Source organism: Bacillus sp. 17RED48 (genome assembly GCF_019837545.1).
Lineage (GTDB): Bacteria > Bacillota > Bacilli > Bacillales > Bacillaceae_G > Bacillus_A > Bacillus_A wiedmannii.
In genome coordinates this window covers 638,933-664,126 of the sequence record NZ_JADAXG010000003.1, presented here as the reverse complement: position 1 = coordinate 664,126, position 25,194 = coordinate 638,933, and the positions used below count along the sequence as shown (strand labels likewise).

At 34.3% G+C, this 25,194-nt stretch carries 22 protein-coding genes and 1 pseudogene; 5 read left to right on the top strand and 18 right to left on the bottom strand.

Annotation, left to right across the window (positions count from 1 at the left end; translation table 11 throughout):
• Window positions 1–234 precede the first annotated feature (234 nt).
• The gene (locus ILT06_RS16170) at window positions 235–648 is read left to right on the top strand and encodes a hypothetical protein (RefSeq protein WP_064475703.1); all 414 of its coding nucleotides are present in this window, start codon (window positions 235–237) and stop codon (window positions 646–648) included.
• 49 nt (window positions 649–697) lie between these two features.
• Here ILT06_RS16170 and lepB read toward each other — a convergent pair whose 3' ends face one another.
• The 4 genes from lepB to ILT06_RS16150 all read right to left on the bottom strand — a co-directional run bounded on the left by lepB (window position 698) and on the right by ILT06_RS16150 (window position 4,224).
• Entirely contained in the window at window positions 698–1,249 is a 552-nt protein-coding gene (gene lepB / locus ILT06_RS16165) for a signal peptidase I (RefSeq protein ID WP_098102128.1), read from the bottom strand.
• Between the two features lie 23 nt (window positions 1,250–1,272).
• Window positions 1,273–1,950: a copper homeostasis protein CutC gene (locus ILT06_RS16160; RefSeq protein ID WP_098102127.1), complete on the bottom strand. Its 678-nt coding sequence runs from the start codon at window positions 1,948–1,950 to the stop codon at window positions 1,273–1,275.
• A 193-nt stretch (window positions 1,951–2,143) separates the two neighbouring features.
• Window positions 2,144–3,277, bottom strand: coding sequence for a stage II sporulation protein P (locus tag ILT06_RS16155; protein ID WP_149174171.1), 1,134 nt, complete (start codon window positions 3,275–3,277; stop codon window positions 2,144–2,146).
• A gap of 218 nt (window positions 3,278–3,495) precedes the next feature.
• On the bottom strand, window positions 3,496–4,224 hold the full coding sequence (locus ILT06_RS16150; protein WP_064475706.1) for an ArsR/SmtB family transcription factor: 729 nt from the start codon (window positions 4,222–4,224) through the stop codon (window positions 3,496–3,498).
• Between the two features lie 69 nt (window positions 4,225–4,293).
• On the opposite strand from ILT06_RS16150, the gene ILT06_RS16145 reads away from it, so the two are divergent.
• Window positions 4,294–4,764, top strand: a complete 471-nt coding sequence (locus ILT06_RS16145; RefSeq protein WP_222655291.1) for a DinB family protein — start codon at window positions 4,294–4,296, stop codon at window positions 4,762–4,764.
• 197 nt (window positions 4,765–4,961) lie between these two features.
• Here ILT06_RS16145 and ILT06_RS16140 read toward each other — a convergent pair whose 3' ends face one another.
• The 8 genes from ILT06_RS16140 to ILT06_RS16105 form a co-directional block, all read right to left on the bottom strand.
• Window positions 4,962–6,110, bottom strand: coding sequence for an acyl-CoA dehydrogenase family protein (locus ILT06_RS16140; protein ID WP_222655290.1), 1,149 nt, complete (start codon window positions 6,108–6,110; stop codon window positions 4,962–4,964).
• A gap of 154 nt (window positions 6,111–6,264) precedes the next feature.
• A complete protein-coding gene (locus ILT06_RS16135) occupies window positions 6,265–6,897 on the bottom strand; it encodes a YdcF family protein (RefSeq protein ID WP_000662228.1) in 633 nt (210 codons plus the stop codon).
• A 330-nt stretch (window positions 6,898–7,227) separates the two neighbouring features.
• Window positions 7,228–7,815, bottom strand: coding sequence for a GNAT family N-acetyltransferase (locus ILT06_RS16130; RefSeq protein ID WP_064475709.1), 588 nt, complete (start codon window positions 7,813–7,815; stop codon window positions 7,228–7,230).
• Window positions 7,816–8,277: 462 nt separating this feature from the next.
• Window positions 8,278–9,606 carry a YjiH family protein gene (locus tag ILT06_RS16125; protein WP_001289383.1) on the bottom strand — a complete coding sequence of 443 codons (1,329 nt, stop codon included), beginning with the start codon at window positions 9,604–9,606 and terminating at the stop codon, window positions 8,278–8,280.
• Window positions 9,607–9,718: 112 nt separating this feature from the next.
• Window positions 9,719–10,597, bottom strand: a complete 879-nt coding sequence (locus ILT06_RS16120) for an aminoglycoside phosphotransferase family protein (RefSeq protein WP_098102042.1) — start codon at window positions 10,595–10,597, stop codon at window positions 9,719–9,721.
• A 3-nt stretch (window positions 10,598–10,600) separates the two neighbouring features.
• A complete protein-coding gene (locus tag ILT06_RS16115) occupies window positions 10,601–11,113 on the bottom strand; it encodes a GNAT family N-acetyltransferase (RefSeq protein WP_064475715.1) in 513 nt (170 codons plus the stop codon).
• 166 nt (window positions 11,114–11,279) lie between these two features.
• Window positions 11,280–11,714, bottom strand: coding sequence for a ferritin-like domain-containing protein (locus ILT06_RS16110; protein WP_098102041.1), 435 nt, complete (start codon window positions 11,712–11,714; stop codon window positions 11,280–11,282).
• A gap of 181 nt (window positions 11,715–11,895) precedes the next feature.
• Window positions 11,896–13,077 carry a YhgE/Pip domain-containing protein gene (locus ILT06_RS16105; protein WP_098102039.1) on the bottom strand — a complete coding sequence of 394 codons (1,182 nt, stop codon included), beginning with the start codon at window positions 13,075–13,077 and terminating at the stop codon, window positions 11,896–11,898.
• Between the two features lie 170 nt (window positions 13,078–13,247).
• Between ILT06_RS16105 and ILT06_RS16100 the strand changes: the two genes are divergently transcribed.
• Window positions 13,248–13,865: a TetR/AcrR family transcriptional regulator gene (locus ILT06_RS16100; RefSeq protein ID WP_098102038.1), complete on the top strand. Its 618-nt coding sequence runs from the start codon at window positions 13,248–13,250 to the stop codon at window positions 13,863–13,865.
• A gap of 55 nt (window positions 13,866–13,920) precedes the next feature.
• Here the strand turns inward: ILT06_RS16100 and ppsA are convergent, their stop codons facing one another.
• A complete protein-coding gene (ppsA, locus tag ILT06_RS16095; protein WP_222655289.1) occupies window positions 13,921–16,527 on the bottom strand; it encodes a phosphoenolpyruvate synthase in 2,607 nt (868 codons plus the stop codon).
• Between the two features lie 447 nt (window positions 16,528–16,974).
• Here ppsA and ILT06_RS16090 point away from each other — a divergent pair, with 447 nt between their 5' ends.
• Complete coding sequence (locus ILT06_RS16090; protein ID WP_222655288.1) at window positions 16,975–17,634, top strand: DUF1796 family putative cysteine peptidase; 660 nt, start codon at window positions 16,975–16,977, stop codon at window positions 17,632–17,634.
• 227 nt (window positions 17,635–17,861) lie between these two features.
• Here ILT06_RS16090 and ILT06_RS16085 read toward each other — a convergent pair.
• Window positions 17,862–18,144: pseudogene (locus ILT06_RS16085) on the bottom strand (YolD-like family protein).
• A gap of 188 nt (window positions 18,145–18,332) precedes the next feature.
• Between ILT06_RS16085 and ILT06_RS16080 the strand changes: the two are divergent.
• On the top strand, window positions 18,333–18,986 hold the full coding sequence (locus ILT06_RS16080) for a CPBP family intramembrane glutamic endopeptidase (protein WP_000448285.1): 654 nt from the start codon (window positions 18,333–18,335) through the stop codon (window positions 18,984–18,986).
• Window positions 18,987–19,449: 463 nt separating this feature from the next.
• Here the strand turns inward: ILT06_RS16080 and ILT06_RS16075 are convergent, their stop codons facing one another.
• From ILT06_RS16075 to ILT06_RS16060, 4 genes are all read right to left on the bottom strand, one after another.
• The gene (locus ILT06_RS16075; protein WP_064469872.1) at window positions 19,450–19,791 is read right to left on the bottom strand and encodes a YolD-like family protein; all 342 of its coding nucleotides are present in this window, start codon (window positions 19,789–19,791) and stop codon (window positions 19,450–19,452) included.
• Window positions 19,788–21,053: a Y-family DNA polymerase gene (locus tag ILT06_RS16070; protein ID WP_098102034.1), complete on the bottom strand. Its 1,266-nt coding sequence runs from the start codon at window positions 21,051–21,053 to the stop codon at window positions 19,788–19,790. The genes ILT06_RS16075 and ILT06_RS16070 overlap by 4 nt, the downstream gene beginning before the upstream one ends.
• A 736-nt stretch (window positions 21,054–21,789) precedes the next feature.
• Window positions 21,790–22,947, bottom strand: coding sequence for a serine hydrolase domain-containing protein (locus tag ILT06_RS16065; protein ID WP_064475722.1), 1,158 nt, complete (start codon window positions 22,945–22,947; stop codon window positions 21,790–21,792).
• A gap of 389 nt (window positions 22,948–23,336) precedes the next feature.
• Complete coding sequence (locus ILT06_RS16060; RefSeq protein WP_064475723.1) at window positions 23,337–24,926, bottom strand: bifunctional metallophosphatase/5'-nucleotidase; 1,590 nt, start codon at window positions 24,924–24,926, stop codon at window positions 23,337–23,339.
• Window positions 24,927–25,194: the final 268 nt, after the last annotated feature.

Sequence of the window (25,194 nt, the reverse complement as noted above, 5' to 3'; positions counted from 1 at the left end):
CGAATTTCGGAACTTAAATTCCGTTTTTCGAAACAAACATATAATTTAAAATTATAAAATATTCTTTCAATTCTATCAATATTTTTTTAAGTATGTGACCTGATATATTTTGTCAGTAATTTTAAAAACGTAAACAATTAAATGCATTTGTAAATTTTTACATCAAACTATTACATCTCCACTATATTTCGATTATTATAATATATGCAAAACAAAATGTAAGGAGTGTTTCTTTTGAAAAAGCTGCTAGTGATTCCTGCTATTATGTTGTCTTTTTGTATAGGTTATAAGGTAACATTTGCGACAAATGAAGATACTCATTCAACCGCTAAAATTGCCCAACATCATAAAATAGCGAACGAAGAAATTCATTTTTTCGGATCAAGTATTTCTGGCTTTAACTATTCTCATGGAGATGAATTAAGTGTTCTTGTAAAAAATATAGGTGATTCTCCTTTTAGTTACACTTTATATAATGCTAAAGATTCTTGGATGATTGACGGAACTTTAAAACCTGGGGAACAAGCGATCAATGAATTTAGTATAAATTGGAGTGATTGGCTTCCTGAAGGTGAATACAAGATAAAATTTAGAAATAATGATGGTTCTCTTTCAAAAGTTCAAGTTATAGCAAAACCTAACATATAAATAAGGCACAAAAAAAGTATGGAAGAATATTTCTTCCATACTTTTTGTTTTATAACGCTCTTACTTGTTTCAACGGCCAGAAAACAGCTTGTCCTTTTCCGACAATCTCATCTTCTGAAATGAATCCGAACATACGACCATCTTTCGAAACTTCACGATTATCTCCTAAAACAAACACTTGGCCTTCTGGCACTTTCGTTTTTCCTGTGATTTGTTCTAACGTAAAGTCTGGAGTTAATACACGGCCTGCTGCTTTTTCTTTAAACTCGTTTAAATATGGTTCTTCCATCGCTTTTCCGTTTACATATAAAACATCGTTTTTATACTCAACTGTATCGCCTGGTAAACCAATTACTCGTTTTACTAAATCGTACCCTTCTTTTCCGTGGAAGACGATAATATCAAAGCGATCTAATCCACTTATACTATAACCGATCTTATTCACAAGAACTCGTTCGTTATTTTCTAAAGTGGGCATCATCGATTCACCTTGTACTAATGAGGGTGTAAATAAAACACCGCGAATAATAGCAATTAGGACAAGGGTAAATCCTATCGTTTTAGCCCATGAGAATAATTCTTTCTTCGTATTTTCCTTCATCGTTTCTCCTCTTTCTTATGTGCTTATTTTATTATTTGAACTAATTCTTGTACTAAATTCGGATCAATTTCAGAAAAACATGATTTCCCTTCTCTTACCGCTGTACCGACATGAGCTTGCGTGATTCCAGTTTCATCTAGCAATTGCTTTATATTTTCTTTCGTCACGCCAGCTCCAACTACAAGCTGAATTTGACCATCGCTTACCTTTTTCATTTCTGTAAGCACCGGTATATTCTCTACTATATTTCCTTGTCCACCTGAAGTTAAAACGTGAGTCACTTTATGAAATTTCTTTAAAGTTTCCATCGCTTCTACTGGATTTTCTATATCATCTATTGCACGGTGGTACGTTACATTTATTCCATCTACAACAGATAGTAAATCCGCTAATTTCTCGTCATCCACTTCATTTCGTTCGTTTAATACGCCTAATACAACACCAGCTGCACCTAACTTCTGTGCGATGATTATATCTTCCTTCATCATTTCAATTTCTTCTTCCGTATATGTAAAAGACTTCGCATGCGGACGAATCATAACGTGAATCGGTATATGTACCGCTTCTACCGCTTTTTTAATAAATGCATAACTCGGCGTTAAACCGCCTTCTGTATAAGATGTAATTAATTCAATTCGCTTCCCGCCAGCTCGTTCAATTCGTTTCACATCTTCTAAACATGTTGCAATAACCTCTAGCATGAGATGACCTCTTTTCGTGCTTTTTTCTTATTATAACATTAGTAAAAATAAGAAACCTAGCTTTCTCCTATAAAACTGTAAAAAGAAGAATGAAAAGAAAGATTTTTTTATTGATTGCGTTTATTGGTAATTTTATATTCTACAAAAAAAAGGAGCGATACCTAGCACTTCGGACTAGGTATCGCTCCTTTTTTTAGTTATTTTTCTTAGTTACTTCATTATAATAGTGGCTAAATGCTTCTACTAATGCGTCAACTGACGCATACAATTCTTCTGGTGTATTATCTACCCCTCCCATTTCAATAAGTAATGCATTCGGAGAAAGGTCTTGATTATATACTCCGTTCCCGCTTTTACGATCTTTAATAAAAATCCCTCGGCTTAAACCGTAATACTTCTCATCTAAATATGAATTTATTGTCGTTACTATTTTTTTATTTTTTTCATAGTTAGGATTTTCTCGTCCTAAAATAAAATAGAGCCTAGCATAATTCTTTCCGTTAATATTTTTTGTTGTAATATTTTTTCGGGCATCATCTCTATGAAGGTCCATTGGGAACATAATATTTTTATCTTGTGCTAATTTATCTTGTAATATTTGACGGGATCCTTTGTAAGATTGGGCCCAATTTAATTTTTTATTTCGCAGAAAATCCCTCATATTTGTCGTATCATGTGAAACACCTATTCCTTTTTCTTCTAACTTTTGTTTTAAATAGTTTCCAACAAACGTAATATTCACTTCATTATTTGTACTGGAAGCATCATCAGGTATCGTAGCACCTGGAATAAGAGGAATAAACGCTTCCCAACTATGTGTATGATAAATAAAAACTTTATTTTGTGTATTTGAATTTTCACCAGTAGAATTGTTTTCTTTCCCACTCTTTGGGTGTTCAATAGCAGTACCTTTATCTTTAATGTTATCTAAAGGAATACTGGATTCTTCAGGAATGTTCGTATAATCTGTTCCTTCCCCAGCAATTAATATTTCCGAATAAAATTGATTCATATTAGGAAGTTCCCGGGTTAATAAACTTCGGAGATCATTTACATTAATGTTTGTAGAAAGTGATAGTAAAAAAGATTCTAAAGACGCTCGTCCTTTTTCTTTATGAAATTCTTCTGCAAAATAACGATTTTCACTTCCTATCATATACATAAGTCCTTTAGTAGAATTCGTTCCTAATAACTGATTTATATAAAATGATTTAAATACGCTTGAATTACTAGAAATGAAGAATGAAGTGAGGATACATATAATAGTGAATAAAATACATATCACTATATACCTTACATTTAATACTTTCAGTTTCACTTTATTCATTTTATATCTCCCTTCATTTACTATATTCTTACGCATAATTTTTAAGTAATATGATTAATAATTTAATAGAACTGCCTCAACTACTATGTTTTCATTTAACCTCTTTCTGTAAAGTGAATGAGCTTAAAGTTGCTGTACGCAAATATCATCAAAGGTTTTAAAAGAAATTAAATAACCTGAGTCTATATAAATATAGAACTCAGGTTATTTAATACTATCTATTTGACCGGAGGCATTGCATTTTGATTGACTTTTTTATTTTCCATGTCAATGTCTAATTGATCTTTCAATAGCTTCACACCTTTTTTTGTAAGATGGACAGCCCGACTCTTATCCGTTTTTGTAATCCATTCCTGTTCAAAAAATAGTTTTGCTATTGCAGATCCTAACCAACCAGAAATATGGTAGCGTCGTTCACTCCAATCAAGACAAGGTTTTGCAAATACTCTCCTTTTTATCTCTGCCGTTTCAATATTTATTCCAAAATTCAGAAACCACCCCTTACCTTGTTCCGTTACAATGTATTCTCCTTCCTTTAAAATTATAAATTCCCTATGTAGTAATTTTTCAGTTATCTCTACACCGAGTCTGCCTGCAAGATGATCATAGCAAGTTCGCGCATAACGAATTTGTTTTAGCTGATCCGATTGTTTTAAAGACCGAACTTGGACTGTTGGTGCAATTGTTCCTAACTTTTCAAGAACTTCTGCTACCTCTTGATTAGCAAGTCGATAGTAACGATGTCTACCATGTTGTTCAACTGTAAGTAGATTTCCCTCTACTAATTTAGAAAGATGAGAACTAATCGTTGGATGTGACACCTTTGCCATATAAGCCAATTCGCTAGCAGGTAGTGCCTGATTATTCATTAGACAATCTAAGATAATTGCTCTTGTAGGTTCAGCAATTAGTTTAGCTATATATGAGATATTCGGATATACATTCATATTTCGATGATACCCTAACTATTAAACTGATACAATTATTTTAAGTTTAATAGTAAAGGAGAATGTATTATGAATGCAATTGATCTTAGTATATTAAATTTGAAAGAAACGAGAAGGCGCTCAGAAAAATTATGGAATTCTCTTCCCGATAATTTTCTTAATTGGAAGCCTGATCATGAAGCTATGTCCTTTGGTGAGATGATTCGTCATGTATGGAGCTCAACTTTTTATTATCATATGATTTTAAAAAACAACGGCTCAATAAATGACATACGTATCCCGTATGATGACGAGCCAATTACTTGTGTAAAAAAAGAAATTGAATTGGCACAAGTATACTTTACTGACTTTATAGAATATGTACAATCCATAAACAAAGCTGAGCTAGATTCAACTCTTATTGATCGAAGCGATGTTGGCTATCAACGATATTTAGGGGACATGCTATTACGAATTGCCTATCATGATGCGGTCCATACAGGTCAATTTTTACAATATTTACGAATGGTAAACTTGGAAAGACCTTTAATTTGGGATTAAAAGTTGTCAAACTAACATTGCAATACATATTCATTCAGCCAATAACAATCCAAAATCATGATAACCATTTATACTAAAAATCTACATCTCAATCTGATACGTCGCACACATAAAAAGCACGTGTTCGATTATTAATCAAACACGTGCTTTCAAAACAACTATATTGTCCATAAACAATAAAATATAAGTTAAAAAAACTACGATTGAAACGCCGCATCCGCTAATATAGATAGTGTTGCATCATCCATCGGCGGATTGTGTAATCCTGCTCTGACGTTTAAATAGTAACGATGAAGTGGATTTTTTTCTGATAAACTTTTTGCTCCTACTATGCGCATTGCTTTATCTACAATTGATATTGCCGCATTCGTTACGGCATATTTCACTGCTGCTAATTCGGCTTGCAATGATAGTTTATCCTCTGCTTCATCGTACTTTTTCGCAATTTGATATAAAAAGACGCGAGCTTGCATAAGCTCAAGTTCTAATTCTCCAACTAATCTTCTAACATTCGGCAATAAACTAATAGAATGATTTAAACTATTTGGCTTGTATGATCCCGCAAACTGAACTGCATAATTTCTTGCTGATTGTGCAATTCCTAAATAACATGCTGGTATATGTAGCAACCAGCCAATACCCTTTTGTTTCACTTTCCCGCCCTTTACATCTGTAAAAAAGCGACTTTCTATCTCTACATTTTGTAAGACAAGGTCATGACTAGCAGTCCCTCGCATCGCAACGCTATCCCACGTTTCTTCAATGGATACACCGAGCGTATTTCTCAGAATGACAAACTCACCAACTTCTTCTCGGCCTTCAATACTCGCTGAAATAATAAAATAATCAAGTATTGGCGCCATCGTTGTAAAAGTTTTTCTTCCATTTATAATCCACTTCTCGCCTTGTTGAACCGCTATTGTTTCTGGTTTACCGCCACGCGTCGGACTCCCTGTTTTTGGTTCTGTTGCTGCCCGGTTAAAGAGTGCACCGTTACGCACTTCTTCGCAAAACCATTTGAACATCTCATCATTCCAAGAGTGATTTTCCGCTAGCTCTTTCACAATGCCAATATGCCAGCCAATTGATAATGCAGTAGCTCCGCAGCCTTCCGCGATTTTCTCTTGAAATAAAACGAAGTCATATAAAGAAATCGCACTACCACCAAATTCCTTTGGTAACGTTAATTTCGTATATCCGATATCTTTCAAATCACTCATATTTTCATACGGAAATGACCCTAATTCACTTAGTTGATGCTCCCTTTCCATGAACTTTGGAAGCAATTTATTTATTTGTGCAATAATGAAAGATTGTTCTTCTGTTTCAACAAATGAGAGTGCCATACTATAATCTCCTTTATGCTCGATTCATCAACCGCTCACTTTTTCATTATGATTATATGAAGCTACCTCTCTATTGTTTCACTATTCCGATAAAAATACAATGTTTTTGACTAATAAGAAAAGTTCCTATTTAAAGATAGGTTCTTTTCTTATATTAGTCTCCCTTCAATGCCTTTAATGGCAAAGAGGTTACATATCCAATGTACGAGAATAATTCTTTAAAGAAGAATGGAATTTCTGTATCTAACGTTTTATATGCTGATGTCGGCGTTGGTGAAGCATACGCTTCAATATTAATATGTTTTGCGATTCTCATTGCGCGTTTCATATGAAGTGGATCACTTACAATCGTGTATGTGCGTATTCCGTTCTCTATTCCAACTTCCTTCGCATTCTTTAAGTTTTCTTCTGTGAAAAGGGATTTTGTTTCAATTAAAATATCTTCCTCTTTTACACCTTGTTTCATTGCATATACTCTTGCAGTACGCGCTTCCTCAAGTTCTGCCTCGAACTTTGTACCACCTGTAAAAATAATCTTTTTAATATCTCCGTTCTTATATAAAGAAATCGCATGATTAATTCTTTCTTTAAATACAGGAGATGGTTTTCCGTTCCAAGAAGCTGCTCCTAGTACGATACCAGCATCCGTTTTCACGCCATCATTTGTTTTAAAACGATAACTCCAAATATCGTAAGCTGCATAACTTACATATAAAATAGCAGAACAAATCATTAGTAAAAATACTTGAAAGATTCGTCTTTTCTTACTCTTCTTATTTTCTTTCATTTGTAATTGCCTCCGTACATCATCCATACTTCTATAAAAAAACATTTATATCAAATCGTTTCGTTTGAGTTTATTTAAAAGAAGGAACTTTACTTGTTATTTATGTATAAAAGGGTTTTCATTTAAAATTGAGGATTATCAATTCATTTTTATTTGCGGTTTTCATTACATGTTTTAAATTCATAAGTTTATTACCATACAACTACATTGTAACGAATTTTTTCTCAGAAGGGAACGATGAAACAAAAGGAATTAAAATAAAGTAGCATTTTGTAAGAAAAAAGGTATATTTTTCATACATCACGAACAATATACCTTTCAAAACACGAATTATAACTTTTCTTTATACAACTCTAAATTTTCTAATAAACGTGCTTTCACAACTGGCCATTCGCTTACGATAATACTATACACAACCGCATCTCTCACATGTCCACTTGGCAATTTCCTTTCATTTCTAAGCACACCTTCTTTAACTGCACCTAACCTTTCAATTGCTCGTTGTGCATTTTCGTTTCTTGCATCTGTCTTAATTTGTACCCTCAGCATACGCAGTTTTTCAAAAGCATACTGGAGAAGCATATACTTACACTCTGTATTGATACTCGTACGTTGCACACTTGGATGATACCACGTTTGTCCTAACTCGACTGTTTTATCTTCTACTGAAATATTATATAGACGTGTACTTCCTACAATCGTATTCGTCTGTTGATCCACTACAACGAAAGGTATTTGAGTACCCTTCCCATAACCCTGTATCGCTTTTTGAACGTATTGTTGCATATCTTGCACATTATCCATTTTAGAAATTAAATACGCCCAAATATCCCGATTTCCTTCTACAATCGAAAACAAAGTTTCGACATCATCACTATCTATTATCCGTAACTTTGCTCTTTCGTGAATGATTTCCATTTGTAAGCCCCCTTTGTTGTTACTATATCATACGAAACAAAAACGCTTTATAAGAATAATAGAATTTTTTTAAAAGAATTCCTTTTCAGATATAATCTTCTCGTATAAGGTAGGAAGGCTCATCAATAACCTTTAAAAAGGAAAATTTTGATAATTCCCAATAAATTCTATATAATGATAAACGGGAGGGGATAAAAATGCTAGATCAAATTACTTGGGGAACGCCAGGCAGCTTATTATGCTTAGGTTTCTTTTTTGCAGGACTAGGAATCTTCTTAAGAAGCATGACGTCATATTCAAAAAATAAATAAAAACATCACAAAAACAGAAAATAGTATATTTTCACGTTTTAGGATATTTGATTTTCTTAGCTTGATAGTAATGTGGGAGTAGCCCGCTTTTAAACAAAAGAAGCCTTCTGTAAAAAGGCTTCTTTATTTATAGCTTTATCTGTTAAAAACTTTAAAGCAACAAATAAGCAATCGGTGTAATAATAAGTAACGTTAAAATCGTTCTTTGTACGTAGAGAATAATAAGTTCTGATACTTTTAACGGAATGTCTGTCGATAAAATACAAGGAATGGAAGCTGAGAAGAACAATATAGATGATACCGAAACAACCGCAATGACAAACTTTGTCACAAGTGGTGCACTTACAACTAAAAGAGAAGGTAAAAACATTTCTGCGATACCAACGGATGCCGCTTTAGCAGCTAGTTCTGCTTCTGGTAATTGTAATAGCCATGTAAATGGATAGAAAATATAACTGATCCAATCAAATATTGGCGTGAATTTCGCTAAGACGATACCAATTAATCCTACTGACATAATGGATGGTAAAATTCCCATCGTCATAATAAATCCATCTTTTAAATTCACTGCGATATTTTTCATAATACTCGGTGCAGACTTTGATACTTCTAACGCATCTTCCCAAGCACGTTCTAGCATTTTCTCTTTATAAACAGGTTCTGGAAACCCTTCTTCCGTTACATATGTATCTGGTTTTCTACTAAGAGGCGGGATTCTTACGGTGATAGCAGTTACGATGAATGTTACAACGAGAGTAGTCCAAAAATAAACATTCCATAAATGCATAATGTCTAATGTTTTTGCGATGATGATCATAAATGTTGCGGATACTGTAGAAAAACCTGTAGCGATGATCGCTGCTTCTTTTGTCGTATACTTTCCTTCTTTATACACGCGATTTGTAATTAATAAAGCGAGTGAATAACTCCCTACAAAGGATGCAACCGCATCGATTGCTGATCGTCCTGGTGTATTCCATAACGGTCTCATAATGGGACGGCAAAACGTACCGATAAATTCAAGTAATCCGTACCCGACTAATAACGCTAAAAAAGCCGAGCCAATTGGCACGAGTAAACTTACCGATATGACTAGTTTTTCATACAAAAACGGCCCTACATCTGGCGCAAAGAACCAAGCTGGCCCTACTTTCAAGCAATACAATACGCCAAAGACAACACCAACTACTTTTAAAATCGAAAAACAAATGTCTACGATAGATGCATTCCACTTTTTCGTATAAAACGGATAAATCGCACCTATTATCATAACGAGTAGTGCATAATAAGGTACGACGCTCGGAACCGAAGTCCTGATCCATGATACGATATGATCAATCATAATGGACGAAGCACCGTTTATCGTAACTGGTACGAAAAACATAAACACCCCAACTAGACTAGCGAGTATAAACCGGAGAATCCCCCCCTTCTCACTCCCAGTCTTAATTACATTCCTTTTTAATTCAATTTCACTCAAAATTCGACACCTCCTATTATCTAAATATTCTGTATAATAATGTTGGATTCCTTCTTTCCATTTCTAATATTTCATCATATGAAAAAGCCTATTTTAAAATAGGCTTTTTCTACTATCTCTCATAATCATCCACAATCACTTGAATAACACGATACGATTCCTCTGCTACTATTTTATTACTAGTCTTATTCGCATCATATGTAATTAACGCTTTCCAAAGTGCCCATCCTCTTGCTCTATTCCACGTTTCTTCATCTATTTGTAATACTTCTTTAAATATTTTTCTACTACTTTTATCAAAAAACGTCCATGCCATCGCTGCATCACAAGCTGGATCTCCTACTCCTAAAATACCAAAATCAATTACGGCGCAAAGCTTTCCGTCCTTAACGAGTAAATTTCCTGGTACAACATCCCCATGAACCCAAACTGGCTTGCGCTCCCACGTTGATTTAAGTGCTAAATCCCAAAGATGCTTTAATACTGTTTCATCAAAAACATCCTTATTATTTTCGATAGCACCTCTCGCCTCTTCGTCATATACAGATATAAGCCCACCTCGGTAAAAATTATGCGCTCCAGCGATCGGTCCGTTACTCGCATCAATGGATTGCAATTCTCCTAAAAATGATCCTAAGTCCGTTGCAAATTCATTTAAATCACGAACATTTTGTTTCGTAACGGTTTCTCCCTCTATCCATTTATTAACAGACCAAGGCCATGGATACGATTCAGATGGATTACCTTTCGCAACTGGTGTAGAAATCGGTAAAGAAAGCTCCTTACTTAATATAGGTAGCCACTTATTTTCTTTCTCTACTTGCGGTGCATACGCTGCATCACTTGGTAATCTGACACTCATCTCATCCCCTAGGTGAAACGTTCTATTATCATGCCCACTAAACTTTACAGGCTTCACGTCTAAATATGCCCATTCAGGAAACTGTTCCCCTATCAACCTTTTAACTAAATCAGTATGAATTTGATTCATTCACTACCCTCTTCTCTTTTGAAACTTACTATGTCCATCCTTACTACCGATATATTCAAAACCATTTTTCTTATAAAAGTCATTCAATGTACGGTTATGTCCAACACAATCTAACTTCAAATACTGTTTATCACTTTGCATATTCTCATCTATCCACTGTAAAATGTGTTCTCCTATTCCATTCCCCTTATACTCTCTTTTCACCGCAAATCTATGAATATATAACGAATTAGAAACTTCCTCTTTACCAAAGATATGTTCATCCCAATCATTTTGTTTAGGAGATACTGTAATCGTACCGACAATTTCCTCTTCTTTCATAACAACATACGTATACTTCTCTCTTATGCCTTCTAATATTTCAACTGTAGCTTCTCCTCCTAAAAGATACTGCCATTGATTCACTTCTTTATGTTGTAGCCACTGTGCTACTTCTTTTAATAGAGTGATGATACTATTGCTTTCCTCTTCAGTAGCAGTTCGAATTGTATATTCTTTAACTGTATTTCTCTCCATATTTCTGTTCTCCTTTCATATGCTTACTTCTCTCTTTATTAATTTTCGTTTTATACATTATATACCAAGATTAACCACTACACCTTCAAAGATATCTATTTTACAACTTGTATTCCATCAAAAAAACCGCCCACTACTAGTGAAACGGTTTTAATTCCTTAAACATTCACTTCGACTTCACAAAATAATATAAAAACCACACCGCATGATTTTGTTCATCGGCAGCTATTCTGCGCAACAACTCTTTCAGATGTGCATCCGATGTCTCATCTGAAATTTCCAAATAGAAATCAACTGTCTTCTGTTCATCTTCTATTGCGAATTCTAATCCTTGTAAGTACGTATTCGGACATTCTTCCGTAATTTGTGGTTTCGGCTGCTGGCCAGTTACATTTGTATAGATTTGTACAAACTGATGAAAATGCTTTATTTCATCGTTTCGAATTTCAAGAATTTGATTTCGTTCCGCCACATTTGGAGCCATCTTAGCTAATTTCGCATAGCAATTTATAGCACTAAACTCTCCATTAATCGCTTTCTCAATATCACGAATCAGCTTATCATTTTGCCTATACGAATCATAATAATTCGAATTATACATCGTATCCCCTCCATTATTTCGCATAACATTTTATGCAATTTGAAATAGCAGGAGCATGTATATAAAATGATACCGCATCTTCTATTCCCTATAAAATATAGAAAAACCTGTCCTACTTGATTTCCCTATAAGTTTATAAAAATCAAACAACGCTTCACTCCTAGTGAAACGTTGTTTGATTTTACGCATTTACTTCCGTTTTATGTTCCTTCACTACACTACGTTTGAAAGCAGTCGCTAAAATAATCATCATACTTACCACACCAATCCAAACGAGCACAGTAAGGGGTGTACTCCAGCTTAACCCTTTTCCAAAGAAGAATATTTCTCTAAGTCCTTCAATCATAAATCGCATTGGCAACCATGCGTACACCCAGTCTTGATAAAATGGTGACAACATTTCCGGTGCTAACGATAATAACGGTGCCCCAAAGAAAAGTAAGAGTGCGAATACACCAATTCCTTTTAACCCAACTATTGAAAGTACGGCCGATATCATTAAGAAGAAACTAAAGGACGTAATAGTTAAAAACAGTGCCGTATCAGTGAAATTAGAAATATTTAATCCTACCATTCCATCCGCAATCCATGTAAGGCCAAATCCAATTACAAGTGCCGCGACAGCTCCTGTTATTATTTGTTTTAGTTTTAATACGAAGTTTTCTTTTCTTGTACCTACTGGCATTTTACTTATCGCAATAAAGATAATTGCTGAGCTCGCTAAACTTGCAATCCATAACGGCTGGAATAAAGACATTGGCGAGTTACCGTTCGCACTATTTTTGCCGACTTCATTCACATTTGTCACTTTCTTTGCAATCGGTGTGACTACATTTGAAACTTGATCTGCTGTTAACGTAGTTCCTTTTGCTTTCAATCCTTCTAATAGTTGTGTACGAACAGTATTGTTCATATTATCAACTACCCCATTTAATATTTGCCCTGCCATAGTTGATGCCGCTGTATTCATTCCTTGGTTTATGAATATTTCTATCTCTGGCGAAGATGGCTGTGGTGTTCGTAATGATGCTTGTTTTGTGCTAAAGTCTTTCGGAATAACTAATGCTGCGTAATACTCTTGATTATTTAAGCCTTTTTGAACTGCTTCTTTATTTTTCACTTCTACCCACTTCACCGCAGGTTCTTCCTCTGATTTTGATGTCTTTTTCATATTATCAACAATCGTTTGCCCCATATTCATCTTCGATTGATTCGGAATTTCTACTCCTTGATCCTCATTTACAATTGCGATTGGCAAATTTTTCGGCTGAGGTTGAACGGTTGGAAATAACGTTAATGAAAAAATAAAAACTACAAGTAGTGCAATAACCGGTGATAATAATAAAAGTTTATTTTTAAACATTTTCTTTTCTCCTCCTATAATTTGATTTATAATAACCAACAACGTGTTGTTTATTTATATTTGAATTATATGTTCGAGTTGAACCTTATACAATAATCAAAAATCGTGAATGTGTCGGTTATAAGACACATCTTTGAAATGTGTTGGCTAAAAAGAAGGAGGGACATACTTTGCGTGATAGTAATTTAGATTTACGCGTTATTCGTACGAAAACTGCGATACGAAATGCATTGGTCGAATTAATTGAAGAAAAAGGTTTTGACGCCATTACAGTGAAAGATATTACAACGAAAGCAAACATGAATCGCGGTACTTTCTATGCGCATTATCAAGATAAATTTGATTTAATGACGAAATGCCAAGAAGAAATTATGTATGAGTTTTCTAGCATTGCCAAACAGAGATTACCTGAAGTTATTGCTGATCTTGGGTCAAATCCTTCCCCAACAATGCCGTTTATACTTATCACTTCTATTCTTGAATTTCTAAATGAAAATAGTGATTTTATGAAAGCTGTATTAAGTCCAAAAGGTGATTTATCTTTCCAAACAAAACTGAAAGACTTTATGTGGAAAACACTATTTGAAGATACAAATGGTGCTCTCATTAATAAGGAGAATTTACTTGTCCCAAGCCAATATTTAGCTTCTTATATGGCATCTGCTCATATAGGTGTCATTCAGCAATGGTTAAATACCGGGCAAAAAGAAACACCTGAGGAAATTGCTCGTATTTTATCAACAATCGCAGTTCATGGACCTTTTTATGCAGCTGGTTTAAAGAAATAAGTCAGCTATATAATAAAAGATCATCCACTATAATAGCGGATGATCTTTTGTTTCATTACAACACTTCAATATACCCTTCTGTTCCATGTACACGAATTCGTTGACCGTCTTTTATTAATTTCGTAGCATTCTCTACTCCAACGACTGCTGGTAATCCGTATTCACGTGCAATCACTGCCCCGTGCGTCATGAGCCCGCCAACTTCGGTAACTAATCCTTTTATAGACACAAATAACGGTGTCCAGCCCGGGTCAGTAAAAGCAGTAACTAATATATCTCCATCTTCTAAATTCGCATCTTCCATGTTTAAAATAACGCGAGCTCTTCCCTCTATAACTCCTGAAGAAACAGGCAAACCTACAATCGCGTCAGCTGGGAGGTTTTCTCGTTTATATTTACCTGTAATGATTTCTCCATCAGACGTCATCACACGCGGAGGCGTTAGTTTTTCATATAATTTGTAATCATTTTTTTGCTTATGAATAAGCTCATAATCTAGTTTATTCGTGCGAACGACTTCGTGAAGTTCTTCAAAAGTTAGATAATATATATCTTCTATTTCATTAATAACGTTATTTTGCACAAGTTGCTCCGCTTCTTTCAGTAATGCCTGCTTATATATAAAATAACGATTAATCATGCCGTATTTTGGATATTCACGATAACCGATACAATTACGGATGTTACGAATCATACGCTTTGTCTCTTCTACTTTTTGTTTTCCATCCGGCAAGTGCTGTAATCGATCTAATAACTCTTCTTCTTTTTCCAAAGCTTCCTGCAGTCCCTCTTCAAACTTCCACTTACTCGCACCAACTTCAAAGTCTCTTATATTATTTAAAATTATTGGGATCATGGTTGTTGGCTTTTCACTCCAGCGCGTTTTCGTAATATCGATTTCTCCGCTACATCTCATTCCGTATTTATTTAGAAAAGTTAGAATGGCATCTCGAGCTTTTTCTCCGCCTTTAAATTGAACTAATTCATCTAAAAAGTTATCATTTTCTACATGTTGTAAATACGCAATAACTTCTGGATATGGCCGAATCACATCAGCAACATCGAGTAATGCTAGCCCCATTTCAGACGTAATATTATTTTGTACGGATTGAGAAAGTGTGTCTGCTGCATTCTTTTCGCCTAGCCATTGCTCCATTTTTTCATTGATCCATGTTGAAGCATCCATACCTGCCATAATGACAGCCATACTTTGTGGATGAAATAATATTTTCTTTAATTGCTGAATATCTTCCAAAATAAAATCAAGTACATCCACTCCTGATTTCGTTTGCATGTTTCGTTTTAACTCTTCGATTGATGCTTGATTCCTCTTTATTAAATCCGTAACGATTGCTGGATTGTTTTCGACTTGTGGTTGCGAACTTGCAGGTGGTCCACTTTTACCAACACTCTTTTCTTTTTCATCATCTCGTAACAATGTAATAAAATCATCTCGCTCGACTACAGTCGTTAATGCATCTTTAATAAGTGGTTCCGAATTCCCTATCATATTTAATAAAAGTTCTCTACTAGTAGGCGAAGCCAATCTTTGTGCAACATCTACAAACAACCTTCCTCCAGCTTGAAACCTCTGTCCAAAAGATGTTAACTGGAATAAAGACATTCCTAATGGCTTCAAAGGATCGGTCATCATTTGCTGGTGACCAACCGATACATACACATGATTTTCCCCATCATTTACTTCTGGTATTGGATATAAAGTCGTGATTGGGCGACTTTGGACAATATAAAATGTATCATCCACTAAACACCATTCAATATCTTGTGGACAACCAAAATAGGCTTCAATCTGTCTTCCGATCTGTGCTAGTTGTAAAATTTGTTGTTCAGACAATGTTTGAATTTTTTGCTGAGCCGGATCAATCTGTTTCGTCTCCGTTCCGCCCTCTTTTAAAGCATAAATAGCTAATTTTTTAGTCGCTATCATCTTTCCGGTAATTTCGCCTTCTTTTACTTTATAATTATCGGCAGAAACCAGTCCTGATACTAACGCCTCACCAAGTCCAAAACTGGCATCAATGGATAACACCTTTCGGTTAGAGGTAACCGGATCAGCCGTAAATAAAATACCCGAAGCCTTAGGGAAAACCATTTTTTGAACGACAACACATATAGAAACTTGATTATGTTCAAAACCATTTTGCATGCGGTACATAACTGCTCGCTCTGTAAATAAAGAAGCCCAGCACTTTCTTACATGCTGCAAAATCGCTTCTTCTCCGATAATATTTAAATACGTATCTTGTTGACCAGCAAACGAGGCATACGGTAAATCTTCAGCCGTAGCACTAGAACGCACCGCATACGCATGTTCATTTCCAAAACGTGAGAGATAATGAGCTACTGATTCCACTACATCAACTGGAATTTCCACTGCCATAATGCTTTCTCTAATTTCCTTACTGATTTCACCAATTTGAGCTCGCTCTTCACGTTTCAACTTTGTTAGCTGCTGCAACAAAGTTTGAAGCTCTTCATTTTGCTCGATGGCCTTTTCATATCCTACCGTTGTAACACAAAATCCTTTTGGCACTTGTATCCCTTGAATTTTGGATAACTCCCCTAAATTTAATCCTTTTCCACCAACGAGTGAAAGCTGCGCGTTTTTTATTTCCTGAAAATCGAGAACGAAAGAACTCATTTACCATCTCTCCTTACTATGCATGTGTTCTTGATTGTAGCAGTAGTAAATACGAATAAACAGTCTATTTCGAACTTGATTTACATGATATAATTAAGTTAGGAAGAGATTAATAAGAAGCCCCAGTTGAACAACAGCAACTGGGGCTTCTTATTTCCGCTCAATTTTAAATTATAATTTATTCACAACTAACTTCAATGTATTTCTGCTTTTTCCCCTTTATATATAGAAACGCCATTCATTATCACACACAATTCTTACCTCAACAAATGGTATCTAACCCGAAATATGCTTTATTTTATCCTCCTGTGAGCCTTTTCACAGGAGTTTTTATACATACATATATTATTTATAATGAATCAGTTCTCCTATTTTTCAAAAGCATGTTCGGTGTCATAATAATGCTTTTTAGAATTTATATATACCTACTAATTTTTCTGAAAAAGGATGATTGTATTGGAAATGAAAAAGCTTCAAGGAATTTATGATGATGTTATTAGTTTAGGAGAAAATTGTTATACTGCTATTCATCTAAAAAAATATAGGTTGCGGAAATATTCAGGTCCTCTAGATTGGTTTGTATCACCGAATCTTTCTTCTATCAACGGATTATTGAAAAATAATTTTATAGACTTTATGGAGTTAAAAAACATGCACGCAATGCCGGATCAAAATGTTGTGTTTAATGATGGCGTGATACAACCTGTTTTTTCTCATATTATAAAAGATACAAAATATAACGTGACATCTTATCATGATTTCCCTGTTATTCCAAATGAAGATTGGTTCATCACATACCATGATTTTAAACAAAAATTAGATCGAAGAATTGATAATCTTTACAAAAAAATGCATAATTCACAATCCATTTTATTTGTTAGATGGGGCGGAAACTTGACTGAAGCGCTAGAATTACAAACAGTTTTATCAAATATTGTTAAAAATAATTTTAAGATCCTTTTCCTCTATCCAACAGGACTTGAAAATGAAATAAACGAATTAGAATGGGGGCTTGATCATGTTTTTCCCATTCAAGTTTCAAGTAATTATCTAAATAAAAGAACTTGGTATATCCTCTTAAAAGATATACACCTAAACTCAAAATAATAAGTAGCTAATAATATAGCTTAAATAATGAACAGTGGGGCTATCGCTTTTCACACGCTTAAGGAAAAAATTTATTTCGGTACATTCATTAAAAATAAGATTATTAACCTTTCTCTAAGAACATACAAATGCATAACATTCCATATTTCCCCACCAGAACGATTGGTAGATGAACGAATCGTTCTAGGCATAAGCTTAAAGATGAGCCTGTTACCTAAAAACATACTTTAATCAATCTCAATTATATCACCAAACTTTAATATCCTTTGATTACGAAAAGCATCGGTACAAGTAATCGACTCATTTAATGGATTTATATCAACTACAGTTATGTAATTTTTATATAAGTAGCCACCACTATACTATGTATTGTAAAACCTCCTCCTCACCTAAATACAAAATTAACAGCTTATTTTCAATCATTTCTTTTGCATCTTGCGTTAAGATTGGACGCGGGACTTTCATTTGCTCATGTATCATTTCTTTAATACAGGCGAACTGCTCTGGCATACTAGCAACGATAAAAAAGTAGGCATGCTAAATAAGCCTATTAAGTTTGTTTAAAAAATCGCTTTACTGCATTTATACAACGATATTATACAAAAGTTATGGCACCCTTCTGAATTACCATTAATTAGGGATAATATATGTTATTATATATTTGTAATTAATGAAATAATAAGAAAGAAGGGGTTGTTGTGGAAACAAAGATTATAGAAACAAAAAAGAAAATTGATTCAAAATCTCTTTTGGCTTTAGGATTATTAATTATTTCAGGAATTGTATATCAATGTATTGCACTTATAGTAGGTAATATACCTGAATTATTAGAAATGATTCTTGAAGCTTCATGGAATCTTGTATTATGTGGAATTATAGGATACTATTTTTTAGGAAAAATATCTTTAGAGCAATTCAAACATTTTAAATTTAAAACATTACTCTGGGGTGTACCTTTAACAATCATAGTGGGCATGGGTTCAGGCACACTATATAGCTATATTTTTGAACCTCCAACTACAAATTCTGTTGCTCAAGTAATAAGCGTTTCGATGATTTTGACCCGTGTACCATTCATGTTAATGGGTGAAGAATTGCTATGTACTAACATAATCATCGCATTACAGAAATTAGGATTAAAATTTGGTACAGCATCAATAATATGTAGCGTTCTGTTTGCCTTGTGGCATATTCCTGCTTATGGTTTCGTGCCAATGCAATTATTGATAACTATAGTCCCTGTTAGGTTATTACTGAATTATATATGGAAAAATTCAAAGAGTGTTTGGGTAAGTTGGATTTGCCACCTTGCTTTCGACATTATTGGATTTTTACCAATGCTTTTTAAATAAAAAATTACATTGTACTTATAAGTAACAAACAATAACATAAAAACAAAAAGAACCTTAGGGTTCTTTTTTACTTAACAGAAAATATTACTTAGAATATAGATAAAATACCCATTCATTTCAGGGACAGGTACATGAGAAATATATATATTTTTACACCTATAAAAGGACTCTTCAATGTTTGACACAAACTATATTGACTTCGAAAATTTTCAAATAGGCATTCAAAATATGAATTCGTATTTTGAATGCCTATTTAGTAGTGATCATTCTTATTTTTTAGGTTCTTTAAGTTTTAATATATTAGTCGGAAGTACGTGTTTTATAACTTGAAAACCCATGGTACTTACACTTTATATTATGAACTTCTTTTGTAACTTTGGGTTTTGCATAAAAATAGAAATAACACTTGAAGTAAATGAGCATTTCTTTGTAAATAGTACAAAAATACATCAGCTAAAAAGTTCTAATCAATTTCAATTACATCACCAAACTTAAAAATCTTCTTATTACAAAAAGCATCCGTGCAAGTAATCAACCCATTCAAGGGATTTATATCAACTACAGTTATGTAATTTTTATATAAGTATCCACCTCTATAATATGTAAGTAAAATCTCTTCCTCACCTAAATATGAGATTAACAGCTTGTTTTCAATCATTTCTTTTGCATCTTGCGTTAAGATGGGACGCGTGACTTTTGTTTGCCCCTGTATCATTTCTTTAATACAGGCGAACTGCTCTGGCATACTAGCAAACGGTTGCCACTTTACCATTCCTCTTCCTTTTGGCATATTAGCATTCTTCACGATTTGTGCCCTCCTAATAATGTGTTTCTATATCTTGCTGTTGCGACGCTTGTGTAGGAAATTCCACGTAAAATACTGTTCTTACCAAATCGTGTTCGAATTTCGTCCATAACCTTCGTTAATCTCATTTCTTTTTCTCTTTGTATAATGTTATCGAAAAGCGAAATTTGCTCTTCTCCTTCATGTATTAAATTTGTTAAGGAAAGACTTATCGAGCGAATCGGCTCTCCTGTATGCCGTTCGTATAAAAAATATGTACAAACGTTGTAAATGTCCATCGTTAAATTTGTTGCTCTGTTTAACGTATGTGCTTTTTTTATTCCTCCTCCGTATTCCCTACTATACCCAACTGAAAAATGAATCGTTTGCGCGTATTTCTTTTCTCGTCTCAATCTGTAACAAACTTCTTCTACATGCTCTAATAAAATAACGATGAACTCTTCTATTGAATAATCACGAAATAATATTTGGCTTTTCGCTATAGATGTTGTCGCTGGAACATATTTCTCTGCTATTCTGCTCAAATCAATCCCGTTACTATGCAAGTGTAATTCTTCTCCTATTACACCAAATGATTGTTTTAAATACTTCAATGGGTACTGCGCTAAATCCCCAATCATATGTATACCTTTTTGATTTAATTTCATTTCCGTTTTATACGATATACCCCAAAATTTACTGAGCGGTCTAATACTCCATAACTTCTCGGGTATATCGTCATACGTCCACTGCGCTATTCCATCTTTATTCTTTTTTGCTTCCACATCCATCGCTACTTTACTCAATAATAAATTTGGCCCAATACCAATCGTACTTTCGATCCGTGTACGTTCATATATTTCTCGCTTGAACTTTAATGCAAACTCACACGGATTACTCGCAAACAAATGAATACTTGCGGTCATGTCCATAAAAAACTCATCGATACTATATTGATGAAAATCTTCCGGTGCAACATACTGTAAAGCTAAACCTGTTATATAAGTTGAACACTTCATATACGTATGCATAATTGGATTCACAATAATAATATCTGGTCGCTTCGGTATTTCATACAATCTTGCCATCTTCTTTATTCCTAACGCTTTTAATGGTGGTGTTGCTGCCAATACGATCGATCCACTCCGGTGTACGTCTCCTACAACAGCCAATTTTGTATATCGTGGATCCAGTCCTTTTTTAATACATGATACGCTTGCATAAAAGCTACGAAGATCTACACAAAGAATAATACGATTCGGTAAAAGAGAATAATCATACAAGGTTATCACTCCTAACAAAAGAACGTTTGTTCTTATTATATACGAACTAACGTTCTTTTTAAAGGTATTTTCATGAAAATTTTGGTTAAAATAACCGTCATATCTATGCGCTATCAATTAAGGCAAGAAAAACTATGTATACAAAACCGCTATAATTTCCAATTAACTCATAAGTATAAAACTACTAAAACAAACCAATTAAACCTTTATTCTCAAAACATACTTTATATAAATTCCTTTGTTTCTTATATGTGTGAAGATGATAAAATAAAAAGCAAAGATTTTTATTTTACTTCAGCTTTCTTGCCTCTCATGCATATATTCTTCTAATTTTAATTTTTTCTTGTATATTTTTTCAGCAAAATCTCCTATATAGCGCATGTACCAAGATTCATCCGCATAGCTAGTTACATCCTCCTTTTTTCTATTGTTAATAGCTTCACAATAAAAACTGTTAAACGGAAAAAGTGCGAAGTCTTAAATTAGACTTCGCACCTTATATAAATTTACAATTAGTTACAATACCTATACAAATACAATAGTATATAAAATAATCACTCATTATATGTGTTGCTCTTTTAATCGACCAATGTATAAACCAATCCTTTTACTTAGCCATCTCTTGTAGTTGGTTTGATTGTTTCTATATACTTAATTCCCTCTATACTCATTTCAAGCGGTAATCCATTCCGATTGGAATTATAAATGACAAAATTTATCCGTTTTTCCTTTTTGCCTACTTGCTAAATTCAGCAAGTAAAATATCTTTAAAAAATTCCGGATTATGAATGTTTAAACTGTTCGCATTGATAGCAAATGTATGTTTCCCTCCAAGTGTTCCACCAACAAAAGTGGAAAACCCTGGAACAGCACCCCTGTGTCCCCATACCGAAACACCGTTCGGAAGCTTAATTTCAAGGATTCCAAGGCCATATCTAGTTCCCTCTCTTTCTGTAGGAACTGTAGTAAGCATTTGTTTTAGTTGCTGTTCCTTCAGTAGTTTGCCACTGAGTAAATAAGAGAAGAATTTGTTTAAGTCGTCAGCATTAGAAATCATATCTCCATCCGAGCTACCTGGGTTAATATAAGTAACGTCTTTTAGCTCACTTGCTCCGTCTAGTTGCAAATAGCCACGTGCATGCTTGGTGCCTGGAATCACGTTTGAATTGCCAGGTAGGAATGTATTTGACAAATCAAGCGGTTCAATAATCCGATTTTCAACCTCTTCCGCATAGCTGTTTCCTGTTACTTTTTCAATAAGGATCCCCAGTATTACGTATCCTGTGTTTGAATAAGACCACCCCTTCCCTGGAGCAAAGTTTGGAGGAAGGGAAATCCCCATCTTTACAAATTCTTCAGCCGTATACGATTTTTTTATATCCGTAATATCAAAGTCTTTTGAATTTATATAGTCAGCAATACCACTTGTATGATTCAATAGTTGCCGGATCGTAATCTGGTTACCATCATATCCGTTTCCTTGAATGACACCAGGCAACCATTTTTCAATAGAGTCGTCTAGATTCAAACGGTTCTCTCCAGATAATTGAAGTAGAACTGTTGCAATGAACGTTTTCGTCACACTGCCAATGCGAAAGCGAAAATCTTCTTTCATTGGTTTCTTAGTTCTCAGATCCGCTACCCCAGCAGTATAACTCCAAGTTTTCCCCCCCTTAGAAATTTGAGCGAGTATTCCCGGGTATCCAAGTTGCAGTGTATCCCGCATTGCTTTCTTAACGGAAGTACGATCGCTTTGAGTATTTGTATGTAACGAACTAGATACATTTTGCACGGGTTCTGCTTTTACAATTGAGGCTGGTGGTATGTATAACAGGGAACTTCCAGCTATTAAAAGTGCTAGACTTGCACATGTAATTTTACTGCGTGTTTTCATAAAGTATTCCTCTCTTCTATTAAAATTGTATAGATAGTTGATAGCAGTGTCATATACGAACCACACAGCTATCCATTCTCCCAATGATAAAAAGCAACAATACATTTGCAATCATTGTACTCATTATTTTCACAAAACACTCTTGTTACTAATTATTTTATATGTAGGCCGTACTTATCCCCCCTTCACGCCTCCTTATATTTTTATCCTACACAATGAAAATCTCTTTTTCCTTACCTATCCCTTACGAATTCCTTACATTCGAAATCGTTTCTATAATGATAGGATTGAAGTAGTATCTGTGCCCGAAAGCGCAAACAAATAGATTACCTGCACACGAAAAATTATAGCGTACAGGTAATCTATTTGTTTTTGAGATTAATAAAAAACTAATTTATCTTTTGAATTCTTCCATCAATAATAGACTGAATTGGTTCTTTTGATTTCTTTATATAATCTACTAATGCTTCAAAATCAGTCGGTCCTGTTTCAGCATCTTTACCGTTTTTAAAGGATACAAATCCATCTCCACCTGAAGCTAAAAATGCGTTAGCAACGACGCTGTAAGTTTTAGAAGGAATGATTTCTTCTCCATTTGTTAAGCGAATACTTGTTACTTTTTCTCCATTAGGCTTGTTCGCATCCCAAGTGTATTGGATCCCTGAAATTTGAAGCATTCTTGTTATGTCTTTTTGCCATTGTTGATTTAAAATATCACGAATGTCTTGGCCTGTTAAATTTACTTTTATTAATTGATTTCCGAATGGTTGAATACCATATATCTCTCCCCATGTAATATCACCAGCATCTAAGTCATTACGAATACCACCAGGATTCATAAGTGCAATTTGAGATTGCATTGTTGTACGCTGGGCATCAGCAACTAAATTTCCGAGAGTAGATTCACCAGCCGTATTGAGTTTGCGATCTAGTGGAGCAATAGACTTACCTACAACTTCATTGACAAGAGGTGCGATTTTCGCTTGATATTTCTCCATCTTCTTCTTTATTTTTTTATCAGGCTCCATGCCTTCATGGTAAGTTGTAACAATTTCTGCTTTTTTCTCAACAATATCTTGTGTTTTACGATCAATCTTTACATCAACATCAGCAAAAGCCATACCATAAGAATTTGCTTGTACGACAAGTTTATTATTAACAGTTCCATTTACATAAGTGTGGCTATGCCCACCAAAAATAACATCCACTTCTGGATCAGTCTCATTTGCTAATCGGACGATATCACCATTTGTTACGCCGTTCCCATCTGTTGTACCTCCGTTATGCGCAAGAACAACGATAGATTTAACGCCTAGTTTTTTTAATTGCTTTACGGATTTGTTAATAGCTTCAACTTCATCTGTAATTTCTACATTCTTTAGCATAGTAGGCATAACAAGGTTAGGAACATCCGTTGTTACGACTCCTATAAATCCAACAGGAACTCCTTGTACCTTTTTTATAGTGAATGGTGGTAAAAATAAGCGACCGGTGGATTTATTATAGAAATTTGCAGCAACATATGGGAATTTTGCTCCTTTAAAATTCCCTGTTTTCTCATGGTACCCACCATAAATAAGGCGGTTCATTTCTGCAACACCTTCATCAAATTCATGATTTCCTATAGTTCCAACATCGAATTTCAAATCATTTAGAAATTCAATCGTAGGTTCGTCTTGTAATAATGCTGAAACAGGAGTACTTGCTCCAACAACATCGCCAGCATGTACCTTTAATGTATTCGGATTTTGTTTTTCACGATCACGTAAATAAGCTCCTAAGTACTCAATTCCCCCTGCATCTTTATTGTTAATTTTTTTTACAGTGTCTAGTTGCCCATGAAAATCGTTAATACCGAGCATTTGCACATCTATGTAGCGGTTTGGTCCTGTACTTGCTTGGGCTGAAGGCGCAGCAAATACACTAGTAAAAGTAACTGTACTTAGTGCTAAAGCAACTGGAATAATTTTTTTCAACATAAAATTTCTCTCCCCTAATTAAAATCTGACATAATACAATGTTATTTTAATATATTAAGAGGATTATTTCTATAAAAATTCTACCAATTATAAAAATTAATAAGATTTTATTGTTTTCCGACAAAGTACTTCTTCCTCAAAACGTGAAGGTGTAAAACGACAATTTTAAATGGAACTTTGTTAACGTACCGAAAAAACAGTTTTTAACTTAGTAATTCTTTAGCGTACGAAATTCGCGTTATGTTGGCGAGACCCCATGCCCATCAAG